The sequence below is a fragment of the Colwellia sp. PAMC 21821 genome, from assembly GCF_002077175.1.
GTDB lineage: Bacteria > Pseudomonadota > Gammaproteobacteria > Enterobacterales > Alteromonadaceae > Cognaticolwellia.
The window spans coordinates 3652467-3677701 of sequence record NZ_CP014943.1 but is presented as its reverse complement, the minus strand read 5'-3'; the positions used below and the strand labels follow the sequence as shown (position 1 = coordinate 3677701).

23 protein-coding genes, 1 pseudogene and 1 riboswitch are annotated in these 25235 nt (G+C 39.2%); of the genes and pseudogenes, 8 read left to right on the top strand and 16 right to left on the bottom strand.

All coding sequences use genetic code 11. The features are described from left to right. Positions 1 to 23: 23 nt before the first annotated feature. From A3Q33_RS15570 to A3Q33_RS15550, 5 genes are all read left to right on the top strand, one after another. Complete coding sequence (locus A3Q33_RS15570; protein WP_081180733.1) at positions 24 to 722, top strand: CoA transferase subunit A; 699 nt, start codon at positions 24 to 26, stop codon at positions 720 to 722. A 13-nt stretch (positions 723 to 735) separates the two neighbouring features. Next, positions 736 to 1392 carry a 3-oxoacid CoA-transferase subunit B gene (locus A3Q33_RS15565; protein ID WP_081180732.1) on the top strand — a complete coding sequence of 219 codons (657 nt, stop codon included), beginning with the start codon at positions 736 to 738 and terminating at the stop codon, positions 1390 to 1392. Between the two features lie 492 nt (positions 1393 to 1884). Then, positions 1885 to 2901 carry an IS110 family RNA-guided transposase gene (locus A3Q33_RS15560; RefSeq protein WP_081178562.1) on the top strand — a complete coding sequence of 339 codons (1017 nt, stop codon included), beginning with the start codon at positions 1885 to 1887 and terminating at the stop codon, positions 2899 to 2901. 525 nt (positions 2902 to 3426) lie between these two features. Next, a riboswitch (cyclic di-GMP riboswitch) is annotated at positions 3427 to 3520 on the top strand. 65 nt (positions 3521 to 3585) lie between these two features. Further along, entirely contained in the window at positions 3586 to 3945 is a 360-nt protein-coding gene (locus A3Q33_RS15555; protein WP_081180731.1) for a DUF3718 domain-containing protein, read from the top strand. 203 nt (positions 3946 to 4148) lie between these two features. Then, positions 4149 to 5300 carry a patatin-like phospholipase family protein gene (locus A3Q33_RS15550; protein WP_081180730.1) on the top strand — a complete coding sequence of 384 codons (1152 nt, stop codon included), beginning with the start codon at positions 4149 to 4151 and terminating at the stop codon, positions 5298 to 5300. A 182-nt stretch (positions 5301 to 5482) separates the two neighbouring features. On the opposite strand, the pseudogene A3Q33_RS15545 reads toward A3Q33_RS15550, so the two are convergent. Continuing rightward, positions 5483 to 7449, bottom strand: a pseudogene (locus A3Q33_RS15545) (monovalent cation:proton antiporter family protein). A gap of 331 nt (positions 7450 to 7780) precedes the next feature. Here A3Q33_RS15545 and A3Q33_RS15540 point away from each other — a divergent pair. After that, a complete protein-coding gene (locus A3Q33_RS15540; RefSeq protein ID WP_081180729.1) occupies positions 7781 to 8677 on the top strand; it encodes a GGDEF domain-containing protein in 897 nt (298 codons plus the stop codon). A 196-nt stretch (positions 8678 to 8873) separates the two neighbouring features. Here the strand turns inward: A3Q33_RS15540 and A3Q33_RS15535 are convergent, their stop codons facing one another. The 5 genes from A3Q33_RS15535 to A3Q33_RS15515 form a co-directional block, all read right to left on the bottom strand. After that, a complete protein-coding gene (locus tag A3Q33_RS15535) occupies positions 8874 to 9512 on the bottom strand; it encodes a hypothetical protein (RefSeq protein ID WP_081180728.1) in 639 nt (212 codons plus the stop codon). Between the two features lie 35 nt (positions 9513 to 9547). Continuing rightward, positions 9548 to 10888, bottom strand: coding sequence for a DEAD/DEAH box helicase (locus A3Q33_RS15530; protein WP_081180727.1), 1341 nt, complete (start codon positions 10886 to 10888; stop codon positions 9548 to 9550). Positions 10889 to 11013: 125 nt separating this feature from the next. After that, positions 11014 to 12420, bottom strand: a complete 1407-nt coding sequence (locus A3Q33_RS15525; protein WP_081182672.1) for an alanine/glycine:cation symporter family protein — start codon at positions 12418 to 12420, stop codon at positions 11014 to 11016. 299 nt (positions 12421 to 12719) lie between these two features. Next, the gene (pntB, locus tag A3Q33_RS15520) at positions 12720 to 14123 is read right to left on the bottom strand and encodes a Re/Si-specific NAD(P)(+) transhydrogenase subunit beta (protein WP_081180726.1); all 1404 of its coding nucleotides are present in this window, start codon (positions 14121 to 14123) and stop codon (positions 12720 to 12722) included. 11 nt (positions 14124 to 14134) lie between these two features. Then, a complete protein-coding gene (locus A3Q33_RS15515; protein WP_081180725.1) occupies positions 14135 to 15673 on the bottom strand; it encodes a Re/Si-specific NAD(P)(+) transhydrogenase subunit alpha in 1539 nt (512 codons plus the stop codon). A gap of 447 nt (positions 15674 to 16120) precedes the next feature. Here A3Q33_RS15515 and A3Q33_RS15510 point away from each other — a divergent pair, with 447 nt between their 5' ends. After that, positions 16121 to 16642, top strand: coding sequence for a gamma carbonic anhydrase family protein (locus A3Q33_RS15510; protein ID WP_081180724.1), 522 nt, complete (start codon positions 16121 to 16123; stop codon positions 16640 to 16642). A gap of 110 nt (positions 16643 to 16752) precedes the next feature. Here A3Q33_RS15510 and A3Q33_RS20880 read toward each other — a convergent pair whose 3' ends face one another. The 3 genes from A3Q33_RS20880 to A3Q33_RS15500 form a co-directional block, all read right to left on the bottom strand. After that, positions 16753 to 17100: an MOFRL family protein gene (locus A3Q33_RS20880; protein WP_231295865.1), complete on the bottom strand. Its 348-nt coding sequence runs from the start codon at positions 17098 to 17100 to the stop codon at positions 16753 to 16755. Next, the gene (locus tag A3Q33_RS15505; protein ID WP_231295705.1) at positions 17082 to 18017 is read right to left on the bottom strand and encodes a glycerate kinase type-2 family protein; all 936 of its coding nucleotides are present in this window, start codon (positions 18015 to 18017) and stop codon (positions 17082 to 17084) included. Before A3Q33_RS15505 ends, A3Q33_RS20880 begins: the two co-directional genes overlap by 19 nt. A gap of 70 nt (positions 18018 to 18087) precedes the next feature. Continuing rightward, positions 18088 to 18627: an SLC5/6 family protein gene (locus tag A3Q33_RS15500; RefSeq protein ID WP_081180723.1), complete on the bottom strand. Its 540-nt coding sequence runs from the start codon at positions 18625 to 18627 to the stop codon at positions 18088 to 18090. Between the two features lie 83 nt (positions 18628 to 18710). On the opposite strand from A3Q33_RS15500, the gene A3Q33_RS15495 reads away from it, so the two are divergent. After that, positions 18711 to 19004: an ROK family protein gene (locus tag A3Q33_RS15495; protein WP_081180722.1), complete on the top strand. Its 294-nt coding sequence runs from the start codon at positions 18711 to 18713 to the stop codon at positions 19002 to 19004. 115 nt (positions 19005 to 19119) lie between these two features. Here the strand turns inward: A3Q33_RS15495 and A3Q33_RS15490 are convergent, their stop codons facing one another. The 7 genes from A3Q33_RS15490 to A3Q33_RS15460 all read right to left on the bottom strand — a co-directional run bounded on the left by A3Q33_RS15490 (position 19120) and on the right by A3Q33_RS15460 (position 25179). Beyond that, the gene (locus tag A3Q33_RS15490; protein ID WP_081180721.1) at positions 19120 to 19668 is read right to left on the bottom strand and encodes a YcgN family cysteine cluster protein; all 549 of its coding nucleotides are present in this window, start codon (positions 19666 to 19668) and stop codon (positions 19120 to 19122) included. Between the two features lie 57 nt (positions 19669 to 19725). Continuing rightward, positions 19726 to 20787: a lytic murein transglycosylase gene (locus tag A3Q33_RS15485; protein ID WP_081180720.1), complete on the bottom strand. Its 1062-nt coding sequence runs from the start codon at positions 20785 to 20787 to the stop codon at positions 19726 to 19728. 5 nt (positions 20788 to 20792) lie between these two features. After that, positions 20793 to 21104 (bottom strand): YcgL domain-containing protein, encoded by a 312-nt coding sequence (locus tag A3Q33_RS15480; protein WP_081180719.1) that lies wholly within the window; start codon positions 21102 to 21104, stop codon positions 20793 to 20795. 142 nt (positions 21105 to 21246) lie between these two features. Next, positions 21247 to 22398, bottom strand: coding sequence for a ribonuclease D (gene rnd, locus A3Q33_RS15475; RefSeq protein ID WP_231295704.1), 1152 nt, complete (start codon positions 22396 to 22398; stop codon positions 21247 to 21249). Between the two features lie 261 nt (positions 22399 to 22659). Continuing rightward, complete coding sequence (rluB, locus tag A3Q33_RS15470; RefSeq protein WP_081180718.1) at positions 22660 to 23520, bottom strand: 23S rRNA pseudouridine(2605) synthase RluB; 861 nt, start codon at positions 23518 to 23520, stop codon at positions 22660 to 22662. 131 nt (positions 23521 to 23651) lie between these two features. Next, positions 23652 to 24215, bottom strand: a complete 564-nt coding sequence (gene scpB / locus A3Q33_RS15465; protein ID WP_081152852.1) for an SMC-Scp complex subunit ScpB — start codon at positions 24213 to 24215, stop codon at positions 23652 to 23654. A 97-nt stretch (positions 24216 to 24312) separates the two neighbouring features. Continuing rightward, the gene (locus A3Q33_RS15460) at positions 24313 to 25179 is read right to left on the bottom strand and encodes a segregation and condensation protein A (RefSeq protein ID WP_081180717.1); all 867 of its coding nucleotides are present in this window, start codon (positions 25177 to 25179) and stop codon (positions 24313 to 24315) included. Between the last annotated feature and the right edge of the window lie 56 nt (positions 25180 to 25235).

Below are 25235 nucleotides of genomic sequence, written 5' to 3'. Positions count from 1 at the left end.
TAATTTTTATTGAGGATCAAACAATGGCAGGATTTGACAAAGTAGTGTCAAGCTATGAAGAAGCAATGGCCGGTCTTGAAGACAATATGACCGTTATTGCAGGTGGTTTTGGTTTATGTGGTATTCCAGAAAACCTGATTAGCGAAATAAAACGTAAAGGCACGAAAGGATTAACTGTTGTTTCTAACAACTGCGGTGTTGACGATTTTGGTCTCGGTATTTTACTGCCTAACCGTCAAATCAAAAAAATCATTGCCTCTTATGTCGGTGAAAATGCCGAATTTGAACGTCAAATGATGAACGGTGAACTAGAGGTTGAATTAACACCTCAAGGTACCTTAGCCGAAAAAATGCGTGCTGGCGGAGCGGGTATTCCGGCATTCTTTACCGCAACAGGTTACGGAACACCGGTCGCCGAAGGCAAAGAAGAACGTGAATTTGACGGAAGACATTACATTCTAGAACCTGCGATTAAAGGTGACTTTGCTATCGTAAAAGCATGGAAAGCTGACCGCTATGGCAACTTAGTGTTTAGAAAAACTGCACGTAACTTTAATCCTATGGCGGCAACTGCAGGCAAAATAACCGTTGTTGAAGTGGAAGAAATTGTTGAACCTGGCGAATTAGACCCTGATCACATTCATACTCCTGGTATTTATGTTAATCGCTTAATTTTAGGTACATTCGAAAAACGCATTGAACAGCGCACTATTCGCAGTTAGTAAGGAGTAATTTATGGCTTTATCAAGAGAACAACTAGCACAGCGCGTTGCACAAGAACTACAAGATGGCTATTACGTTAATTTAGGTATAGGTATTCCAACGTTAGTGGCAAACTATATTCCAGAAGGTATGGAAGTTATGCTGCAATCGGAAAATGGTTTACTTGGTATGGGACAGTTCCCTACTGAAGACGAAATTGACGCTGACCTAATCAATGCCGGAAAACAAACGGTAACTATGGCAAAAGGTGCATCAATTTTTGATTCAGCTGAGTCATTTGCGATGATCCGCGGTGGCCATGTTGATTTAACCGTTTTAGGCGCATTTGAAGTTGATGTTAACGGTAATATTGCTTCATATATGATCCCTGGCAAGTTAATTAAAGGCATGGGTGGCGCGATGGATTTAGTTGCCGGTGCTGACAATATTATTGTGACCATGACCCATGCTTCAAAACATGGCGTTTCTAAGCTGTTAAGTAACTGTACGCTACCACTAACCGGTAAAGGTTGTATTAAAAAAGTACTAACCGACCTAGCATTTATCGAGATTAAAGATGGCAAATTTTACTTATTAGAGCGTGCACCTGGCGTTTCAGTTGAAGAAATAATGTCATTAACTGAAGGCGAACTGATTGTTGATGGCGATGTGCCTGAAATGAAATTATAAAGTGTTGATACCAAGTTGATTAATTGTCTGATCATTTTTAATGGTTAAAATGATAACTATATCAATTTTTCCTCATGAAAAAGTTGGTCGCATAATTAATCAAATGGTTATTACATTCACTACTGAATAAAACTGCTACTGAACAAAACATATACTAAGGGGCGATCGCCCCTTTTATTTTGTAGGCAAACTCTACCGGCTTACCGATTTAAATTATTTTCATAAAAGTATGAGTAATACCAATTGAAATAAATAATCGATCATTTTAAGGCGGTTTAAATCGTCAATAACTGCGTTGTTTTCAATCACACACGCCCGCTATTACTCGACAATAGCTCCTGCATTGTTCTACTTACGGGCATCCAAGCCCTAATCAATCAAACGCCTTGCCTGCAGGGATAATGGTATGGACCCACTCCAACTTTATTTCAGGCCTCTTTAGGGCCAAAATGAAAGTGACAACAATCATTTATAAAAGCGGAGTGGATCATAATGAAGATTACTACAATCGGTTTAGATATTGCAAAATCAATTTTTCACATGTTTGCTGTGAATAAAAATGGGCGATTTGTAAAAAAGAAACAATTAAGAAGAAAACAAGTGTTGAGTTTCATGGCAACATTAGAGCCTTGCCTAATTGTAATGGAAGCTTGTGGCAGTGCGAACTACTGGGCGAGAAAATTTATTGAATTGGGGCACCAAGTAAAACTTATTGCGCCTCAATATGTAAAACCCTTCGTTAAAGGCAATAAAAATGATTATAACGATGCCGAAGGTATTGCAGAGGCAGCGCAACGCCCGACCATGAGGTTTGTGCCAATTAAATCGATAGAACAACAAGATATTCAAAACTTCCATCGACAACGTGAACGCATAAAGAAAGAACGTAAAGCATTAGCAAGTCAGATACGAGGCTTGTTAGGAGAATATGGCATTGTCATCAATAAAGGTATTTCTGCAATTCACAATGAACTGCCGGATATTTTAGAGGATGCGACAAATGAGTTAACGTATTTAAGTCGGGAGATATTTAATGAGTTATGGCTTGAATTTCAAGTCACAGAAGTGAAGTTTAAAGCGTGTGAAGTTCGCTTAAACACGATGAATAAAGAAAATGAAATATGTGTTCGCTTAGATGAAATATTAGGTATTGGGGCAATCACAGCTAGCGCTACTTATGCAGCGGCAGGAGATGGAAAAGACTTTGTAAATGGTCGACATTTTTCGGCATGGCTTGGGCTTGTTCCTGGGCAGCATTCAACGGGTGGAAAGGCCACCTTACTCGGTATAAGTAAACGCGGTAATAGTTATTTAAGAACACTATACATCCACGGGGCCCGGGCAGTATTAAGGCACAGTGAAAACAAAACTGACCGATTTAGTTTGTGGGCACAAGCGTTAAAATCCCGACGAGGACACAACAAAGCATGCGTTGCTGTGGCGAATAAAATAGCAAGAATGGCTTGGGTAATAATGGCGAAGGGGGAAAGTTATCGCCCGGCTATATAAATAAAGCTCAAAACTGAAGCAAGTTAGATTGGTTTCAGTGATGAGATAACAGTAAAACCCTTTTACTTCAGTTGCAAAAGATAAATTAATCGGATGGTAAGATAGTCAGACTGGCTTGCACAAAACCTGGTACTTGCATTGGCTAATAAAAAAAGCCGGAGGGATGATGAGGAGTGTGAGCGCAAACAACCATCGGGGCCAGAAGGTAAAAATCCTTCATAAACAGGCCGGATATATGAGAGCAATGATTTTCTCTTACATAACGATTAAATGTCTTGCAAACGGAGTGGGTCCATATATGCAGGTACTTATGTTTAGTCTGGAACAATAAACATGTATTCTTGAACAATTTATCCTCGCTTAAAATTGGTCAATAACTTATTACATTTGGTATAACTTAAAATAATCAGCGTCTTCATCAATGCATTGCTATGTGTACAGTACGGCGAATATAACCTCATCTATCACCTATAGATTGTTACAGTTATGTTGCAATTTATGGCTACATTAGCGATACTGAAATAGACAAAGAAAAGGCAAAACACGCGAAAACGTGTTACGCAAAACCACCGGTCTAAGGATAAATATACTCTTTATCTATGACAGCGGAGTTACCGTGTTATTAGGTACATCCTGTGGTTTTTTCTTTTACTAACTCTACTTGTATTATAAAAGGTTATTAAAATGAAAAAATTATTACTAGTTATTACCATTACTACTTTAACAATGACGTCTATTATTTCGGCCCCGAAAGCGCAAGCTGCTAACGTTGCACAAAGTGTATGTGAGTATGTTGCCGCTGACGACAAAAAACGTATGCGTTCATTCTTAAAGACAAATAAATTAAAAATCCGTAATATCTTTGCAGGTATTATGTGTAACGGTAAAAACTTGTTAGAATTCGCTGCTACTAAAGGTTCGGTTGAAACAGGTACTTTGATGATTAGTAAATTGCCAAAGAAAACGGTTTCAGCTAACTTGGCACTTATTCAAAATGGATCGCAACCATTAATCGACGCTGCAAACGAACGCGTTAGCAGCTAGACATTTATTCTCTTGTAGACGTTTATACTTTTTTGTAAGTTCGATGTTTTACTAGTTAATATTTCTGTGTCATTAAAAAGGTCAGCTTTTGCTGACCTTTTTTTCAGCTGAATTTCTTGAAAGATTAATTTCAGCTAGCCATGCCGCCTAAAACTGATTAAAATCACGCCAAAGCTTCTATTTCAATCAATTCGGTTCAATTAATGCCCAACAAACGCAGTTACATTAACAGTAATAACGCCTTAGTATTAACAGGAGGCGGTGCACGTGCTGCTTATCAGGTTGGTGTTTTATCTGCAATTGCTAAGTTTATGCCGCGCAGCCATGGAGTGCCCTTTCCAATCATTTGTGGCACATCAGCAGGTGCTATTAACTCTACCGCATTAGCTTGTTACGCCTCATGCTTTCAACTAGCCGTCAAAAAATTAGAATGGGTATGGAAAAACCTCGATCCATGTAGAATTTATCATACTGATCCTATACGTGTATCTAGTCATATAATTGGAGGTTTTCTGGGAGGATTTCAAGCAGATTATGCCAATAAAAATGCAAGAAGTTTATTGAATAATGCGCCGCTTAGGCAGCTGCTCGAAACCGTAGTGGACTTTAGCCGAATTGATACAAATATAAGACGCCGCTATCTTTCTGCGGTATCGGTTACAGCATCAAGTTATACCAGTGGCGATTCTATTAGTTTTTTTCAATCAGAAGAGTCAATTTCCCCATGGTTTAGATCCAAACGACGTGGAGAGCCGACACAGTTAAACAGCCAGCACTTAATGGCATCAGCGGCTATACCGCTAGTATTTCCATCAGAAAAGGTGAAACGACATCATTTGGGTGATGGTTCAGTGCATCAACTTTCGCCGTTAAGCCCTGCAATACACTTAGGCGCAGAAAAAATATTTATCGTCGGTGTCGACCAACCCAAAGAACCTCTACATGCGCTTGAGAATAACCCTCATCCGCCAACAACAGCGTCTATCGCGGGTCACTTACTCGATTCTATTTTCTCAGATACTTTACAAAGTGATATTGAACGTATGGAAAGAGTTAACCATACCCTATCGCTGATCCCTGACGAAAATAAAAAGAACATCTCAGGTTTAAAAAATATCGAATCTTATGTATTAAACCCCAGCCACAATTTTAACAGTATTGCCGTAAAATATTACGATAAACTGCCTATATCGATTAGATTATTACTACGCAGCATAGGTATCAGCAATGATGCAGAATCAAGCTTACTCAGCTACCTGTTGTTTGAAAAAAATTACTGTAAAGAGTTAATAAACCTTGGCTTTAACGATGCACTAGAGCAAGAAACCAAAATACGTGAATTCCTGAATATCTAATATCTGATACCTAATATCTAATATCTAATATCTGATACCTAATATCTAATATCTAATATCTGATACCTAATATCTAATATCTAATATCATTATTAATGATTACTCACCAAGCCTGAATTTACCGCCAAAAAACGTCAGGTTTAATTGACAAAATCTAGCGCAAAATTCAGTTTAGCTCCCTCTTAATGCCCTTCTTGCACAAAACGCTCTGCACGCTCTACTCTTCTAGGCTTGCCACGCACAATTAACGTATCTTGTGGTAGTAATATGGTATCTACATCAGGTTCTTCACTTTCGATATTATTACGTCTTAGTGCTATAACAAAAATACGGCGCTCATCTAGTTTTAATGACCTTATAGATTTACCTGTAGCAAATGAGTCATCTACCAAGATAATAGCGTGAGCAAATTCAATGCGATCAATTGCATCTGGGCTCATATCAGTGTGTTCACCTTGAAAAAATCCATGTAAATGATTGTAGTGATTCTTTCGCTCTTTTTGTACACGGCGAACAATTCTAGAGAATGGCACGCCAGATAATGACAGTACTTGTGAAACTAGCATTAAACTACCTTCTAAGCTCTCAGGTACCACCTCATTTGCACCGGCGGCGTGTAATTCATCTAATTGATCATCATTACGGGTACGAACTAAAATAGGTACGTCTGGCGCTAAGGAGCGCACTTTTTGGATAACATCGAGTGATTGCTTGTCTTCACCAAAAGCGATAACAACCAATTTAGCTTTAGATAACTTTGCGGCATGCAGTAACTCTGCCTGTCTTGAAGAGCCAAAAAGTACATTTTCACCTGCTTCTCGTGCTTTTGTTGTGCGTAAAGGGTCGATATCGATGGCAACAAAATCGATCGACTCCTGTTTTAAAAATCGGCTGACGGTTTGGCCAATACGACCGAAGCCACAAATAATAACGTGATCATGTAGATCTGTATTTTGAGGTAATTCTTCTAATGCTTGAGTATCAAGTTGTTTTTCATGACTTAACCAAAGCGCCCAACCACGAGCATGGCTGATCATATAAGGTGTTATTGCCATACTCAGCACACCTGTTCCCAATAAAATAGATGCGGTTGTTTCTGGTAACACTTCAACTTGGCTTGCTAACGCGATTAAAACAAAACCAAATTCGCCCATTTGTGCCAACATAATACCTGCTGCCCAAGCATCTTTAGATGACTCTCCCGCGCGCTTTGCTAATAAAACAACGACCAGTACTTTTACCACCATAAAACAAACTAATAGCGAAATAATGATCAAGGGAGATGAGAAAACAACGCTGATATTGAGCTTCATGCCAACAGTAACAAAAAACAAACCCAGTAAAATATCACGGTAGGGTCTAATGTCGGCTTCAAGTTGGTGTTTGTATTGGCTTTCGCCTAACATCATCCCAGCTAAAAATGCGCCTAATGCCATAGAAAGCCCAAACCATTGCGTTAACGCTGATGCAACTAAGGTTACCAATAGTGTTGTTAATACAAACAACTCATCAGTTCTAACTTGAGCAACTAAGTTGAATAATCTGGGTAGCAGCCATTTACCGGCAAAGAGTAAAAGAGAAACAACAAACACCCCTTTAACTAGTGCGAACAACAATGCCATTATAAAAGAAGAGTCTCCGCCCTGTGCCAATAAAGGTATAACGATTAAAAGTGGAACTACGGCTACGTCTTGAAATAACAATACAGCGACAGAAAGTTGCCCTGATTTTTTCTTCATCCCCCGCTTTCACTTAATTGGCGAATAACAATAGCGGTAGACGACAGTGCTAATATGCCGCCAATAGTTATTGCTGCGGCAAAACTTTGCCCAAAAAACATCGCTACTAACATAAACAGCACAAGTGTAATAACCACTTGTAAACTGCCTACCGTTAATACTAAGTGCCGCATTGCAACAAGTTTGGGTAGTGAAAATTCGAGCCCGAGGGTAAAGAGTAAGAATACAATACCCAGCTCTGCAAAATGTTCATAGTCAACATGCTCTTGAGCCAATGCCAACCCATGATCGCCCACCAAAACACCTGCTACTAAATAAGCTAAAATGGCCGGTAATTGTAATCGACGAAACAGCCAAACAATTAAAACGGCGCTGGACAATATAGCGAGTAACTCAAGGTGACTTGTCACATGTATTCCTTACAAGGTGAAAAACGGATAATGGTAGAGTTTGGCTGGTTGTTGAGCTTAATAGCCTGTTATAAGTGTAGCCCTCTAGAGGCCCTTTTGTCTAAATTATTTTCTGTCAGCAAAAGAAAAACATGCATTAAAACGGTGACTTAACTTAGTAAATTAGGCTTTAATTTATCCTCACAGGCTGTAACGCTTTACGCTTAAAAAGTTATTTTCACCTTAAATATGAATAAATCCCCTAAAAATAGAATAGTAGGTATGCTTTTTGCTTTAGTTAACCACAGATAACTACAGAAAGTTAAAACGTCAAAATTAACAGGGAAAAACTATGCGCACAGTCAATGTTGTTAATCACCCTAAATCAAAATTTAATGCCTTCACATTATTTCAACATAGTGAGCAACAAAGCCAACGCAATTTGGCCTTACTTGAGCAATTACAAACGACATTAGATGTAAAACAGCTTATCGATATCTTTGCTATTGAAGTAGCAAAATATCTTGATTTTACTGGACTTTACTTTAAACATGTTGAAGTAAGTGCAACGGCAAGAGGCAGTCGTCAAGCGAAGTCAGAGCGTCAGTTTGAATTAAAAATTAATGGTCAGTTTTTTGGCATAATTTCCTATGCGGTTAACATGCCTATCAGTATGGGTAATTATAAAGTATTAACTGAACTGCATGAATTACTGCTGAATCCGTTGAAAAATGCGGTGCAGTATCATCAAGCTATGCAATTGGCTATGCAAGACAGTTTAACTCAATTAGGCAACCGACGAAGTTTTGACGAACAAATAAAACGCACAATGGCACAAGCAAGCCGTCGACATACACGTGTTGGATTAATATTGAGTGATCTGAATAAATTTAAAGCTGTTAACGACAGCTTCGGTCACGACATAGGTGATAATGTATTAGTACAATTTGCCAAGGCATTGCGCCAAAGTGTTCGAGATACAGATTGTGTGTTCCGCTTTGGTGGTGATGAGTTTGCGATTATTGTTGCGGATGCCACTGAGCAGTCATTATCCGTTATTGAACATAGAATTTACCATGCTATGTCACAAGATGCTTTGCTAGCAAAATACAATGTTACCAGTAGTTTAGGTTTAGCTTTTATGAATAGAGCTGACAACCCGACAAGTTTTTTTAAACGTGCAGATAAAGCGTTATATTCCCAGAAAATGACTATGCCGCAAACGTTGAGTATAGTTTCTCAACGTTAATTTTTTCTGAATTGTAATGAGTTAAGTTGAGCTAAGATTAGAGTTAGATTAGAGCTTAGAATTGAGTAATGAATTAAATAATAATTATATTTAGAGGTCTGAGAATACAAACTATATTCTCAGACCTACCTAGTCAATACCTAGCCTTTACCCAGCCTTTACCTACCCTTTACTTAGCCAATGACGAGATATTACTTTAGCTAAATTCTCGCAGTGCATGAGACTTTTCATTCGGTGTAGCACCAACATACAAGCGGCAAAACCTTACCGCTTTTGCAAAACTTTGTGGACCAATTTTTGCCAGTACTCGACGTAAAAAATCCAAGTCTAAATTAAAATTAAGACTATAGTGTTCCATTGCCTGATCAATACTTGGGTAACTGACCCCGTCAAAGCAGAATTCTCGTTCAATATCTTCGTTAGTAATTTCAACACCATCAAGCACTAGCGGCCAACCTCGAAAATTAACTCTATCTTTTGCGACTTGATACATAAACCAAGCACTTTTTTGAAAGCCGGCAAAACTGCCTCCTTCAAAGCCAGCATTAGCTAACTCTTCTTCTGTCCAATTTAGTCCTATTGCTAGGTCTTGGCGATATTTTTTAATGAGATACACTTTAACACTTTGCTCAACTTGCCAAATGTTACGCACTTCAGCCTTGTTTGCCGCACGAGCGCACTCTAAACAACTGGGTATAGTTAGCGGGTCATGTGGGCAATCAAAAACGAGATGTGCTGAATGAGGAAACGTAAAAGAGTGTCCTGCTGGCTCTGAACAGAACCAGCAGTGATGCCGATAGTTAAATGGAACATCGATGTAAGTGTTATCAAACATAAATAACTTGTGACTTTATAAAGTTAAGAAATGGACTATTTACGTTTTTTATTTACTGTTTTACTAACCGTTTTATTTTTCTTGTTTGCTTTTGCTCTACGTTGCGCTGCAGGTGTAGCATCAGCTTTTTTACGAGCAATTAACTGATTCTTTTCTTGTGTCGCTTTATAACGGCTTTTCTTCAAAGGAGCGTCTTCTTTAGCGTCGTAATGTGCCGGTAAAGGACGATCTAACTCGTAACCCGGTACGATAATACGCTCAAACTTTCGCTCAATTAGGGCTTCAATATTATCAAGAAACTGCTCATCTTTAGGGCTAACTAATGATATCGCAGTTCCTGACTTACCTGCTCTACCTGTACGACCAATACGGTGAACATAATCTTCTGGTAGGAAAGGTAAATGGAAGTTAACCACATAAGGTAAGTTCGCAATATCGAGTCCGCGAGCAGCAACATCGGTCGCAACTAATACACGAACACTGCCATCAACAAATTGCTCTAGGGCTTTATTACGTGCACCTTGGGTTTTATCGCCATGACATAAAGCGGTTTTTATACCATCGAGTTTTAGTTCTTTCGCTAAAACATTTGCACTTTCTTTAGTACCAGCAAAAACTAAAACTTGCTGCCAATTATTTACGCCAATAAGTTCAGACAACAACTCAGCTTTACGGGTTTCAGAAACCCAATATACTGACTGTTTTACTTTGCCCGACGTTGAGTTTTGACGCGCTACTTCAATAGTTTTAGGTGTTTTAAGCACTTTCTTTGCGAGCGTTTTAACTTTATTTGAGAATGTTGCCGAAAACATCAAGGTTTGATGCTTTGCTTTGATCATGGCTACGATACGTTCAATATCGTTGTAAAATCCCATGTCTAACATGCGATCGGCTTCATCGAGTACAAGGTATTGTACTTGCGACAAATCTAAATTACGTTGTTCAAGGTGCTCAATTAAACGGCCAGGTGTCGCGACTAAAATATCAACACCACTTTTAAGCATTTTTGTTTGTGGCGGCATATTTACACCACCGAATATAGCACCAGAGCGCAAAGGTAAAAACTCACTGTAAGCTTTCACATTTTTCTCAACTTGTGCCGCTAACTCACGCGTTGGAGTCAAAATCAGGGCTTTTACTGTCGTTGTGGTGTCAAAACCATCGATATTGGGCTTTACTTTTTTTGCTAAGCCATCAAGAATTGGCAAAGTAAAAGCAGCTGTTTTACCCGTACCTGTTTGGGCACTTGCTAAAACATCAACACCGGTACGAATAACAGGAATAGCTATTTGTTGAATCGGTGTTAAATTTTTATAACCGCAGGCTTTTACCGCTTTAAGTAAGTCAGCCGATAAACCTATTGAATCCACACTCATCACATCACCATTTCTGTATTATCGTAAACAACGTACCGACTAAAAGCAGCACGCCAAAATATTAAGGCGCGCATTATAGCAGCTTTGTTAACAGTTGCTTGTATTAAATATTACGCGTGTAAACACTACTTTTTAAGCCAGATGCCTTTCGTTAAATTTAAGCGTTGTTCTTCGGCTTCATCAGCCTGATAAGTCGGCAATAAGCCTTTATCTTGCTGGTTATGGTAGTCTTTTGTGATTTTAACCACCACTTTAGATAACATAAACAACGCAGTAACATTAAATATGGTCATTAAGCCGGTCGATAAATCAGCTAAGGCGATAACTTCAGGTAAAGTCGCGACAGAGCCAAAGACCAACATCAGTAAAAATCCAATACGTAAAAACCAGCGGCCTAAAACGTTATCCATTTTTAAATATTTTAAATTATTATCAGCATAGGCAAAATTTGCCACGATTGACGTAAAAGCAAATAACAAAATAGCGATAGTAATAAAGTCGCTGCCCCAATCGCCCACTTGATAAGCCAATGCTTGTTGCGTTAGTTGAATGCCTTGCGCTTCACCACCGGTATCTTTAAAAAGTAAGATTAAAATTGCCGTACATGAACAGATAACAATGGTGTCGAAGAACACGGCCAGCATTTGAATATAACCTTGCGATACCGGATGCGGAGGAAATGGTTCGGCAGCAGCAGCGGCATTAGGCGCACTACCCATACCGGCTTCATTAGAATACAAACCACGCTTAACGCCTTGCACAATAGCAGCACCGACAAGCCCACTACCCGCTTCTTTTAAGCCCAAAGCAGAAGCAAAAATATCACTGATGACCATCGGCACTCTTTCAATGTTCATCCAAATAACCGCGAAGCAAACCAATAAATAAAGCAAGCCCATAAAAGGTACGGTTAGTTCAGCAAAGCGGGCAATATTTTTTAGTCCACCCAAAATAATAAAGCCTGCCGCTAGGGTTATAACTATGCCTGTGTAAAGTGGATTAAAACCGTATGAGCCATTAAATGCACTGGTAATAGAATTCGCTTGTACGGCACTAAAAACAAAACCATAGCCAAAAAACAAACACAGCGAGAAAGTAATGGCTAATTTTTTATTCTTTAAGCCTTTGCTCATATAATACGCGGGACCACCACGAAAGTTGCCCATGCTATCACGCTCTTTATAGAGCTGACCTAAGGTACTTTCAGCAAATGCGGTAGCCATGCCGACTAAAGCAATTAACCACATCCAAAATACCGCGCCAGCACCACCCAGAGATATAGCCACCGCAACGCCCATTAAATTGCCAGTACCAACACGAGCCGCCAACGATGTACAAAGTGCCTGAAAAGAAGAAATACCTTGGCTTGAACTTTTACGACTGGTTTTTAAAATGGTGAACATATGAAAAAAGCGTCTGAATTGTAAGCCTTTCAAGCGAAACGTAAACCAGATACCACAAGCACTAAGCAGATAAATTAAAATACTACCCCATAAATAACCGTTAATAGTTCCTACCCATAATTCTATGATACTGGGCTCAATTACACTGGGTTCTATCACGTTATTCTCCGAAGGATTTATTTTTAGAAATTTCAACTCGCGTAGTTTAGCAAAATAGTCTGTCGGATAAATAAATTTATCATCACAATAACGAATAAAATCAATAACAACTTGCATGGTTAAAAATAAGTCAATATGAAGTAAAACATGTATAAATTACAATTTTAGCGTCTGGCTATTACAGAATTGAGTTTTAGCAATAAAAAAGCCGATAACAAGTATCGGCAATTTATATTTTTTAAACTTTACGCGAGCAAAGCTCTAGCAAGCTATAAGGCCTTAAATATTTCTTCAACCGAGTCTTTAGCATCACCAAACAACATTTGTGTATTGTCTTTAAAAAACAATGGATTTTGTACACCGGCATAACCTGTGCTCATTGAACGTTTGAATACCACTACATTTTTCGCGTGCCAAACTTCTAATACCGGCATGCCAGCAATCGGGCTTGTGGGATCTTCGGCCGCTGCGGGGTTTACCGTATCGTTTGCCCCTATCACCAACACCACATCAGTTTCAGCAAAATCATCATTAATTTCTTCCATACCTAAGACAATATCGTAAGGCACTTTAGCTTCTGCTAATAATACGTTCATATGACCAGGTAAACGACCAGCCACGGGATGAATAGCAAAACGCACTTCAATACCTTTTTCTTTGAGTGCTTGGGTCAATTTATACACGGGATACTGAGCTTGCGCGACTGCCATACCGTAACCTGGTGTAATAATGACCGACTTAGCGCCATTTAGCATATCTGCGACTGATTCAGCGGTCGTTTCAACATGATCGCCATAATCGGTGTCGGTATCGATAACCACATTAGTACCAAAACCACCGGCAATAACACTGATAAATGAGCGGTTCATCGCTTTACACATAATATAAGAAAGAATAGCCCCTGATGAACCCACTAATGCGCCGGTAACAATAAGCAAATCATTATTTAACATAAAACCTGCGGCGGCGGCGGCCCAACCAGAATAAGAGTTGAGCATAGATACCACCACCGGCATATCAGCACCGCCAATTGACGCCACTAAATGCCAACCAAAAGCTAGCGCAATTATCGCCATAAGATATAAAGTACCATCACCGCCACCTTGCTCGACAAAACTCGCTAACAGCATAAATGATAATACGCCAGCGGCTAAGTTGAGTTTATGACGATGTGGTAGCATTAATGCCGCCGAGTTAATCACGCCACGTAATTTACCAAACGCAACAATGGAACCGGTAAAAGTTACCGCGCCGATAAATACACCAAGAAAAACTTCAACTAAATGGATATTAATCGCCATGAGATCACTTTGAGTGTACAAAGTGCCCATTGAATGATCCATTTCAAAGTAGCTATTAAAGCCAACCATTACCGCCGCTAAGCCTACAAAGCTATGCAATATGGCCACTAGCTCTGGCATTTGAGTCATTTCAACTTTTTTGGCTAACTTTAAGCCAATGATTGCGCCAATGACCATAGTCACTAAAATAATCCAAACGTTGTCGACACGTGGGTCAGCAATGGTAGCAATAAGCGCAATGGCCATACCGACAATACCATACCAATTACCCGTTTCAGCGGTTTGCTGTTTACTTAATCCGGCTAAACTAAAAATGAACAATAACGCGGCAACAATATACGCTGCACTAATAAAACCTTGAGAAAATTCCATTACAGTGTCCCTTATTTTCTAAACATTTTTAACATACGTTTAGTGACAACAAAGCCACCAACAATGTTGATAGTGGCAATAAGTATTGCGACACCGGCGAGCAATTGAATGAGTGGGCTACTATTACCCACCTGTAAAATTGCGCCAACGATAATAATGCCTGATATGGCATTGGTTACGCTCATTAACGGAGTATGTAGCGAATGGCTAACATTCCATACCACGTTGTAACCAATTACACAGGCTAGAACAAACACCGTAAAATGTGAGAGAAAATCAGCAGGTGCAACACTTGCGACCCAACCAAACAGTAAAGCACCAGCCGCCATCATGCCGTATTTTTTAGCGGGGCTCATCGGTTCATCAGGCTTAACTTCTGCGGTTTTAACCGGCGCTACTTTCGCTTTAGCAGGCGCTGCACTCACTTGAATTGGTGGTGGCGGGAAGGTGATTTCGTTTTGATTAACTACCGTCATGTTACGAATAACGAGATCGTCAAAATCAATATGTAGTGTGCCGTCTTTTTCTTTACAGAGCAGTTTCGCTAAGCTCACCAAGTTGTTTGCATAAAGTTGTGATGACTGATTAGGTAAACGGGATACTAAATCGGTGTAACCAATGATTTTTACGCCATTGGCATTAACCACTTTACCCGCTTCTGTTAATTCACAATTACCGCCACCTGCGGCTGCTAAGTCAACCACAATACTACCGGTTTTCATCGACTCAACCATTGCTGCGGTAATCAGCTTAGGTGCCGGTTTTCCGGGGATCATCGCGGTGGTAATAATAATATCAACATCTTTTGCTTGTGCTGCAAATAACGCCATTTCTGCATCGATAAAGGCTTTGCTCATTTCTTTGGCGTAACCATCACCCGATCCGGTATCTTCTGGCTCTTCGTAGTCAAGTTCTAGAAACTCAGCCCCCATACTTTCGATTTGCTCTTTTACTTCAGGACGGGTATCAAAGGCTCGAACAATGGCCCCTAAACTACTCGCCGTGCCAATGGCCGCTAAACCAGCAACACCAGCACCAATAATCATCACTTTAGCCGGTGGCATTTTGCCCGCCGCGGTTATTTGCCCCGTTAAAAAACGGCCAAACTGATGAGTGGCTTCAATAACGGCACGATAACCCGCAATATTGGCCATTGAACTTAACGCGTCCATGGATTGACTGCGGGTCATTCTTGGCACCATTTCCATAGCTAACGTAGTGATTGATTTGGCTTTTAACGCGGCTAAAATATCGTCGTTTTGGGCTGGTGCAATAAAGCCAATGAGATAAGCCCCATCTTTCATTGCTGCGACTTCTTCAATCGTTGGCGGATTTACTTTAAAGATAATATCTGACAACCAAACATTTTTCTTAGTCACAACACTTGCACCGGCATCAATAAACTCTTGATCGGTAAAACTTGCTTTTGTACCGCAACCTTTTTGTATTTGCACTTCAAAACCAAGCTTGAGCAAGGAAGTTACCGCCGTTGGCGCGCTTGCGACTCGGTTCTCACCTGACAATGCTTCTTTGGGTATACCAATAATCATAAATCACCTTTATTTCATCATAAAAACCCAGTTCACAAGCTCAAGACTTAATTTATTATGCCGAGCTTACTTACGAGTTATTTGATTCGACTGAACGTTAAAATTATTATTATTACTAACTAGATTAATGTTTTACCATTAATTGTTTAATTTTCATACATCAAGCTGGTTTATTTTCATTATAGGACAACCTTTATAATTTTGTTGGTCGTAGTCTAATACCAATTGATTTAATGAATCGATCAATTTTAAACGAGGATAAATTTTCAGTAGCAAGGAGCTTGATTGAGCAATAGCAGGCTATTGGGATTGAAAGCAACGTAGATACTGGATATTTAAACCGCTTTAGAATGATCGATTGTTTATATCAATTGGTATAAGGTCTAGTTTGCGCTATGACATGAATAGATTAATATAAAGAGATATATTCTAAAAAAGGAAAAGTAGATGATTTATCGATTAGCTGATTTAGTCCCTAGTTTAAATGAGAGTAACTTTATCGCCCCCAATGCCACACTAATCGGAGACGTAACCTTAGGAAAACAGACCAGCATTTGGTTTAATGTCGTCATTCGTGCCGACGTAGCCAGCATTAACATCGGTGAGCAAACCAATATTCAAGACGGTTCAATTTTACATGTTGATGCACAATACCCCATGACCATTGGCAGTAATGTTACGGTTGGCCATAAAGTTATGTTGCATGGTTGCACCATAGGAGATAACACCCTAGTGGGCATGAACGCGGTCGTACTCAATGGCGCTAATATTGGTAAAAACTGCTTAATTGGTGCTAACAGTTTAGTCACTGAAAATATGCAAGTACCAGACGGACACTTAGTTATAGGATCGCCCGCTAAAATTATTAAACCACTTGATGAGTCAACCCGAGAAATGTTTACAAAGTCTGCAATGCATTATGTTGAAAATGGCGAACGCTATTTGAAAGATTTAGAGCAAGTGGATTAGCCGTAGTAGTTTTGGCTGAATGTATTTAACTTTACTATTTAAAATACGAACCATTAAATATCGTTAAAAAACTGACCTTGTAACTTATTCTCTGCAAGGCCAGTTATAATTTATGACAAACTTGGATCAATCATAATCACCCTAAAGTCATTAACATTGGTATGTGTTGGCCCCGTTATTATTAAATCATCTAGTGGCTTAAAAAAGTTAAAACAATCATTGGTCTTTAAATAATTAATCGCTGACAAGCCGAGTTCATTCGATCTAAGTAACGTAGTTGCGTCAATATAAGCGCCTGCTACATCTTCGCTGCCATCAATACCATCGGTATCACAAGCTAATGCAACAATGCCTTTTTCGCCCTTAAGTGCAATGGCTAATGCCAGCATATATTGTTGATTAGGGCCCCCTTGACCAGAAGCATCAGCTAAAGTAACGGTTAGTTCCCCCCAGAAAATAGTAAGGTAGGTTTATTAGTTTTAAGCGCACGTAATGCGATTGCAGCGTGTTGCTCCGCAACTTTATTGGCATCCCCTACTTCATCATAATTTAGCACTTCAACATGCCATTTTGATTTATCAATCGTAGAAATAGCTTTATCAATTGACTGTCTAGCATTCGCCATGATGGTAAAGTTTTTAATTACATCAGGCGAAGGTACATTGTTAACTGCACTTTTATGCCCTGCTAATAATGCTTGTTCAATGGCGGGAACGCGTGTCCAACCATATTTAGTTAAGATAGTTAATGCTTGCTCGGGAGTTGTATGATCTTTAACTGTTGGACCTGAAGCAATAGTGGCAGGGTCATCACCAACAACATCAGAAATAATAAGGGTGTAAAAATCACCTTTTATGGCTTGTGCCAACCTGCCGCCTTTTATTTGTGATAATTGTTTTCGAACGCAATTAATTTCATCAATAGAGGCACCTGAGCCTAATAAAAATTTATTTAGCTTCATTTTTTCTTCAAAAGAAACGCCTTCGATTGGTAAAGAAAGTAACGCAGATCCGCCGCCTGAAATTAAGAAAACTACTGGCACATTTTCAGGGACACTTTTAGCTAAGGCTAAAATTTCTTTCCCGGCGTTAGCACTGCCTTCATCAGGTATTGGATGGCCCGCGGTTAATATTTTTATGCGTCCAATAGTCGACTTTGTTGTATAACCATGACGAGTAACAACCGTGCCATAGCATTTATCACCGAAAAATTGATGCATAGTATTAGCCATATCGACAGCCGCTTTACCCGCGCCGATAACACATAAACCATTACTCGCATCTATGTTTTCAAGGTGTTTAGGCATACAGACCGAAGGTAGACTTTCATTGACCGCGATTTCAAAAAGGTTTTGTAAAAATTGTTTGGTTTTCATGATTATTTCACACATAAAATAAAAAGAGACAAAAGGCTTTTCAGCCCTCTGGGTTCTAAGGCTTCTGGTCTTAATGAAACAGCATTGGAATAGATAGGCAAATAGCGATCATGACGATAAAGTAAGCTATTAAAACCATCATGTCTTTTCTTGTTAAAATTGCAGGAGTATCAGATAAAGACGTTAATTTTGGATTATAAGCTGGACGCTCTTTATTACTAAAAATTAATATGGTGTAAGCAACTACACACGTAACTACTAAGCCAATTAAATTCCACCAAAACCAGAATAACTCTGGTACTGATAACCAAAGAAACAAGTTAAGTGCAACACCAACAAGTAAACCAATGTTAACTTGTAAAGCAGACAAGCGTTTGTCAAAAACAGCTAATAAGAAAATAGCTAATATTGGACCATAAAACACTGAGCCAACTTTATTTATTGCTTCAATAACCGTTGCGGCTATATCACCTGCGTATAGTGACAACGTTAGCGTCACAACACCCCAAATAACAGAAGTATATTTAGCATATTTCATGTAGGTTTCATCGTCGGGTGTTTTATTGGTAATACGGCAACGCTGGAGAGGTTGGCGATATTCTTCCGCCAAAAATATATGTCTACCCTAACTTAGAAAACTTACGACAAATATTAATCAATAATGGGGTTAATATTAGCACTCATGCTGACTTAATGGCGTCGTTCGATATTAACTGGCCTGGCGTTCAAGAGTGGATAACAAAAGTTAAAGATGCAGTAAGTTTGGTGGCGTCATCATCAGCCGCTTTATTAGATACCCAAGCCATTGTCATTGGTGGACACATACCAAAATCATTATCTAAATTATTGATCAAGGAAGTGGTTATGTATGCGTTACATCGTCGTTCTTCCGAGCGGCCTAAACCAGAATTGCTGATATCAGAAGTAACTTATGAGCCAGTATCTGTCGGCGCAGCGAGTTTGCCCTTTAGAGCATTATGCCTTTAATATAAAAGTTGCTGAATAAATGGCTGAAAGCTTACTATTACTTTAAGCTTTCAGGTTAGTAGCATGGTTAATATCTAGCATCACTTATTATGCATGATACGAATATTCTGATGAATTAATTAATATCGTTCAGTGGCCAAAGCACGATATAGTCTTCAAAATCGTCTAATTCAACATCGTTATCTTTAATGATTTTACCACGCACTGACATACCTGCTTGGTGCATGGCTGATTTTTTGCCATTGTGCAACAGTGGGTGCCAAGACGGCATACCTCTGCCCTCTTTTAAGCGCCGATAAGTACAGCTTGGCGGCATAAAAAACACATCATCTAAATTCTCTTGGGTTAACTGCACGCAGTCTGGCACGAGTACAGTACGCTGCTCGTACTTTGAACACTGACAAGTTTTATCATTGAGTAAATGACAAGCAATGTTTGAGTAGCTCATTTGCTCACCTTCAGCAATATGCGTGGTCGGCATCAACTCGGTTTCATCGGTAGTGCTATCGTCATCAATGAATTTATTCAGGCAACATTTAGCACAACCATCACACAATGATTCCCACTCACTTCGCGTCATCTCATTTAATGTTTTTGTTTCCCAAAAACGTTCGACAACGACTTTTGTGGGTTTTGAGCTCGAACGACTATTTTTTTTACTCATATGACTACTTATGGCTGCTTACTGTTGCAATTACATGTTATGGCTAATTAAAACTGACTACTGAATCGGCGGAAATTTAATGTGATCAGATAAATGGCCAACCGAGCTGACAAAGTAATAGGATAAATTCCAATGCATTAAACTTTTATAGTTATTATAAGCTAAGTACGCACGTCCTTTAGCGCCATCAGGAAAAACTAATGCCGCTTTAATATCAACTTTTGGTAAATTAGTACCATCGCTGCGTCGAACGCCTAATGCCTGCCACTGGGCTAAGGTTTTTTCGGTTTTAGCCCAAGCTTTTAACCAGTTTTTACGACCACCGGTATTATTAGGTATCGCCAATGACGTATCAAAATCGCTCGGTAATTTAACCTGACGACCCCATGTGAGTTGGTCATTCCAACCTTCTTTTTTCAAATAGTTTGCCATTGAAGCAAAGACATCGGCTTGGTTACCCCAGATATCTTTTTTCCCATCGCCATCACCGTCAACCGCATAACCAACAAATGAAGTTGGCATAAATTGATTTTGTCCCATAGCGCCGGCCCAAGAGCCTTTCATGTTCGCACTATCGATATGGCCTTCTTTTAATATTTGTAACGCGGCCCAAAGCTGCTTTTTAAAGAATGCTTCGCGGCGTCCTTCATAGGCCATGGTTGATAACGCAGAAATAACATTATAGTTGCCCATAATTTTACCAAAGTTTGTCTCTAGCCCCCAAAGCGCAACAATAAAACGCGGTTGTACACCGTATTCGGCCGCTACTTTGGTTAGCAGTGCTTCATGCTCTTTATATTTTGCTCGAGCACGTTTAATTTTCCAATCAGGTAAGCGTTTTGGCAAGTAAGTATCAAGGGTTTCAACGGTTTCAGGTTGATTACGATCCGCTTTTACTGCACGTTGGTGAAAAACCACATTAGCGAAAGATTCGTCAATTAAGGTTTGCTCAAAGCCCCTAGAAATCGCTTCTTGTTTTAACTTTACGATATATTGTTCGAAGCTTGCTTTAGCATCTAACGTTGTCGTTTTATTATCATCTGCAGCTAAGGTTACTTGGGAAAATAACGCTAAGCATAGTGAAAAAGATATTGTTTTTACTGATTTTAAATAGCGCATTATGATTATTCTCCTTGTTCATCTTTGCCTGTATTAGCATTCTTAGCATTAGTCATGCTCGCTTTATGCCCTTTTAACATATCTTCTTCCTGCGGTGTTAGCTGCAAATAATAACCTTGGTCAGCTAGACTTACTTTTACTTTTTCAAGGTCTGCAAATCCCAATTTCACCTTTGAAGAAAGGTTCAGTACGGTAACCATCACTGGCTTACCAAACATTTTCATTAACGCGTCAGGCACATCAGAAAAATCATCTCTGTTATTAACATAAAGATAAGTTTGTAATTTTTTAGAACTTTTATAAACACTACACAGCATAATGGAGACCTATGATTAAAATGATATATGGGGAATTACTAATTTTATTTGCCTTAACAACCGCTGAGTAACGTTATCATAACAATACAACAGCGTCTTTGACTGTTATGTAACACTTTACTCAATAAGATTTAAGGCTAATTTACTGAAAGTCATTCTCAACAAAGGCAAGTAACTTTTCACCAAACAATGGTTTGCGCCAACCACGCATAATATCAACCATTTGAGGCTGATGCTCTGCGCCATTGATCTTAAAATACCAAGATAAAAATTGATTAATTTGTTTTTTAGAGGCTAAATTTTCCGTCAGTAAATTTGTTTCATTACTTAATTCGTTAATGTGGTTTTTAACTTTTTTAAAATTTTGTTTATAACCAGGGTATTCGTCAAGGCGAACAATTTGTGGCGGCAATTGAATATTTTCTGCCTCTGCGGCGCGTTTCAGTACCGTTAACATCGCATTACCTTTATGACGAATATCCAGTGCCTCAACACCTTCAATACCCGACATAGCGCCGACATTACTTGGGTTAACTTGCGCCAAGGCTAATAACGTATGGTCTTTGGCGATAAAACCGATGGGTCTATCTTTTATTTTAGCTTGTTGATAGCGCCAAATGGTTAATTGCTGCAAGCGATAGAGTTGCGTAGGGTTTAAACGCCAAGCCATTTTAAGGTTAAGATATAACTGACTTTCATCAATGTCACTGAACTTACGCTCAACCATAACATCACTTTCTTCTTGAGCCGCGGCTAACCAACCCGCCTTTTCAATATCCGCAAATAATAAAGGTAATATATTAAACAGATGTTCAACATCAGCGGCTGCATAGGTCAGCTGATTTTGCGTTAATGGTCGTTTCATCCAGTCAGTACGAGATTCAGACTTATCGACTTCAATATCGGTGTAATGTGAGATCATCGCCGCATAACCCATGGATATACCATGACCTAAAAAAGCCATTATAATTTGGCTATCAATTAAATTGACGGGGCGACAGTTGCCTGCGGTCAAAAAAACTTCTAAATCTTCTGAACAAGCATGTAACACTTTTTGAATTTTTGCATCTTCAAGTAATTGCCAAAAAGGTGTTAAGTCTGGCACAGCAACGGGATCAATTAATGCTAAGGTTTTACCGTCGTTTATTTGAATAAGTCCCAATTTAGGATAAAGCGTTCGCGTGCGTACAAATTCAGTATCGATAGCAAGCACACTGGCTTGTGCGTAGCGTTGACAAACTAGATGTAATTGCTCGGAGTCTTCGATATAAATTCTTTTAAGAGTTGCTTGCACGTAATGTCCTATGTTGAGTCAAAATTAAATCAATTACTAAGGTAAATATTTTCCACGACACTTAAACAATAAAGCTGATCATGAAAAGTGTCTAAAGTGTCGACTTACAATATCTTATTTTTTTACCAATACCAAAGGTGAAATTAAATTACTGAAATAAAAATGACAAGTTCGATAGTGAATTGAACTTGTCATTAATTTAGCTGGTTGTTTAGCTGGTTGTTGTAACACATAAATTCAGCAATTTACTTTATCTAACGCTTAACGTCTGCGTCTAGTTGCTTGTTGGCTGCGATGTTGATGCTTTTTCACTGAGCGACGAATTCTGCGGCTTTTCGCGTTATCCATCGCTTTCTCATCAACCTTCACTTTACTTTGTGTTTCAGGCGCTAAATCAACGAGTTTTCTGTAGTAGTTAACATCTTGTAAGTTTAATTCTGTCCAGCCACCAAGTGGTAACTGACGCTTCATTTCCATGTCACCGTAACGAACACGAATTAAGCGGCTAACTTGTACATCTTGGCTTTCCCAAAGGCGACGAACTTCACGGTTACGGCCTTCAGATAAAACCACATGAAACCAATGGTTGCGGCCTTCACCACCTTTATAAGTGATTTTTTGAAACTTTGCCGTGCCATCTTCGAGTTTTACACCATGACGCAATGTTTGTAACATCGCTTCATTAACTTCACCAAAAATACGCACAGCATATTCACGCTCTACCTGTTTAGATGGGTGCATTAAACGATTAGCAAGCTCACCATCGGTAGTAAAAAGCAACATACCTGAAGTGTTAATATCCAAACGACCTACTGCAACCCAGCGACTTCCATCTAATTTAGGTAAACGGTCGAAAACAGTTGGGCGGCCTTCAGGATCTTTACGCGTACACATTTCGCCTTCTGGCTTGTTGTACATTAAAACACGACATAAATCGTCTGCTAAAGGTTTCAGTTTAACTTGATGGCCATCTACGCGAATCAGTTCATTACCTTCAACACGATCACCTAAATAAGCGGTTTTACCTTCAACGCTAACACGGCCAGCACTTATGTAAGTTTCCATTTCACGGCGCGAACCAGCACCTGCGCGTGCTAATACTTTTTGTAATTTTTCAGACATTGTCTTAACTCTCTTACGTCAGTAACTTCACAGTAAACCAAGTAATTATCTGGGTCACCATTACATTTCTGTCTCTTTAAGTTTAGGGTAAATACCCCATGTTTTTTAGTTTAGCTTATTTGTAAAAGCATTTAACTAGTAAAGTCTTCCATTGGCATTAACGCCGGCAATTGGTCGAGTGAGGTTAGCGAAAAGTAATCAAGAAACTCTTGCGTGCTCGCATACAATACCGGTCGACCAGGCACTTCCTTTTGACCTACGGTTTTAATCCAATTTCTATCCGTTAGTGTCTTAATTATCTGACTACTGACGGCAACACCGCGAATATCTTCAATTTCACCACGGGTTATCGGTTGTTTATAGGCGATTAACGCTAACGTTTCTAGAATAGCACGGGAGTATTTCGGTGCTTTTTCTTTATACAAATGCGCTAAATCGTCACTCAGCTCTGCCGGTGTTTGAAAACGATAGCCAGAAGCGACTTTGTTGAGTTCAACACCACGGCCTTTATACTGAGCCTGAATAGCGATAATTATATCACGAATGCGAAGGTTACTAACACGATATTCTATTAAAAAATCGCGCTTAAGTAATTGCACCGACAACGGCTTATCAGCAATAAATAACGCAGCTTCAACTAAGCGTTGCAGCTTGGTATCGTCAATATCTTTGTGGCGTATTTTATCGGTTATCATTTTCGCTAATTTTACTCTTGTTATTGCTGTTGATTTTACTGATGTTATTGCCGTTATTTATGCCGATATTTATGCCGATATTTATACTAAAAATGGCTTAACCTTGTCGAGGAAGACAAACACGAATTTCGCCATAAATTTGCGTTTGAACACATTCAATTAAGGACTCTTTAATCAGTTCTAGAATCGCTAAAAATGTCACTACAACCCCTTGTTTACCCTCTTTAACAGTAAATAAATCACTAAAGTCACAATAAGGTTGCTCGCTATCAGCGTCTTTGAGAGTATTCATAATATGTGCCATTCGCTCTCTAGTCGACAAAGACTCTTTTTGAATATGATGATGTTCATAAGCCTGTGTGCGCTTTATTACACCTTGTAACGCGCTGACGAGTTCAGCTAAGTCGACTTGGCTATTGAGAATTTCAGGCACAAAATTTTCCGCTAACTCTACTTTTGCCACAAAGCTATCGCGGTCAACACGCGGTAACTCATCAATATTTTCAGCCGCCTTTTTAATTATTTCATATTCTTGTAATTTTCTAACTAATTCTGCCCTTGGGTCACCTTCGTCTTCTTCAACCGCTTGTTTTGGCAATAATAAGCGTGATTTAATTTCCGCTAAAATAGAGGCCATCACTAAATATTCCGCGGCTAACTCCAACTTAATATCTTTCATCAAATCGACATAAGTCATGTATTGCGTGGTAATAGGTGAAATAGGTAAGTCTAGAATATCAAATTTTTGTTTGCGAATTAAATACAATAAAAGATCGAGCGGCCCTTCGAACATTTCTAAAATAACTTCTAAGGCATCAGGTGGAATAAATAAGTCTTGAGGCTTATCAACAATCGCTTCACCTCGCAGAAAAGCAAAAGGTAATACTTGCTGAAGCATAACACCAGAAGCAGGCTTGCTATCTGGCGTTATGTTTTTGGATAATTTAGCCGTATTTTCAGGCATAAGCAGCTTTTATCATGTATTTTTTGCTTTGTGTTTGCTTTGTAAGTGGCATTAAT

Coding starts and splice junctions, on each gene's coding strand:
- A3Q33_RS15570 (WP_081180733.1), top strand. CDS start 24: ATGGCAGGATTTGACAAAGTAGTGTCAAGCTATGAAGAAGCAATGGCC.
- A3Q33_RS15565 (WP_081180732.1), top strand. CDS start 736: ATGGCTTTATCAAGAGAACAACTAGCACAGCGCGTTGCACAAGAACTA.
- A3Q33_RS15560 (WP_081178562.1), top strand. CDS start 1,885: ATGAAGATTACTACAATCGGTTTAGATATTGCAAAATCAATTTTTCAC.
- A3Q33_RS15555 (WP_081180731.1), top strand. CDS start 3,586: ATGAAAAAATTATTACTAGTTATTACCATTACTACTTTAACAATGACG.
- A3Q33_RS15550 (WP_081180730.1), top strand. CDS start 4,149: ATGCCCAACAAACGCAGTTACATTAACAGTAATAACGCCTTAGTATTA.
- A3Q33_RS15540 (WP_081180729.1), top strand. CDS start 7,781: ATGCGCACAGTCAATGTTGTTAATCACCCTAAATCAAAATTTAATGCC.
- A3Q33_RS15535 (WP_081180728.1), bottom strand. CDS start 9,512: ATGTTTGATAACACTTACATCGATGTTCCATTTAACTATCGGCATCAC.
- A3Q33_RS15530 (WP_081180727.1), bottom strand. CDS start 10,888: ATGAGTGTGGATTCAATAGGTTTATCGGCTGACTTACTTAAAGCGGTA.
- pntB (WP_081180726.1), bottom strand. CDS start 14,123: ATGGAATTTTCTCAAGGTTTTATTAGTGCAGCGTATATTGTTGCCGCG.
- A3Q33_RS15515 (WP_081180725.1), bottom strand. CDS start 15,673: ATGATTATTGGTATACCCAAAGAAGCATTGTCAGGTGAGAACCGAGTC.
- A3Q33_RS15510 (WP_081180724.1), top strand. CDS start 16,121: ATGATTTATCGATTAGCTGATTTAGTCCCTAGTTTAAATGAGAGTAAC.
- A3Q33_RS15505 (WP_231295705.1), bottom strand. CDS start 18,017: ATGAAAACCAAACAATTTTTACAAAACCTTTTTGAAATCGCGGTCAAT.
- A3Q33_RS15495 (WP_081180722.1), top strand. CDS start 18,711: ATGGCGTCGTTCGATATTAACTGGCCTGGCGTTCAAGAGTGGATAACA.
- A3Q33_RS15490 (WP_081180721.1), bottom strand. CDS start 19,668: ATGAGTAAAAAAAATAGTCGTTCGAGCTCAAAACCCACAAAAGTCGTT.
- A3Q33_RS15485 (WP_081180720.1), bottom strand. CDS start 20,787: ATGCGCTATTTAAAATCAGTAAAAACAATATCTTTTTCACTATGCTTA.
- A3Q33_RS15480 (WP_081180719.1), bottom strand. CDS start 21,104: ATGCTGTGTAGTGTTTATAAAAGTTCTAAAAAATTACAAACTTATCTT.
- rluB (WP_081180718.1), bottom strand. CDS start 23,520: ATGTCTGAAAAATTACAAAAAGTATTAGCACGCGCAGGTGCTGGTTCG.
- scpB (WP_081152852.1), bottom strand. CDS start 24,215: ATGATAACCGATAAAATACGCCACAAAGATATTGACGATACCAAGCTG.
- A3Q33_RS15460 (WP_081180717.1), bottom strand. CDS start 25,179: ATGCCTGAAAATACGGCTAAATTATCCAAAAACATAACGCCAGATAGC.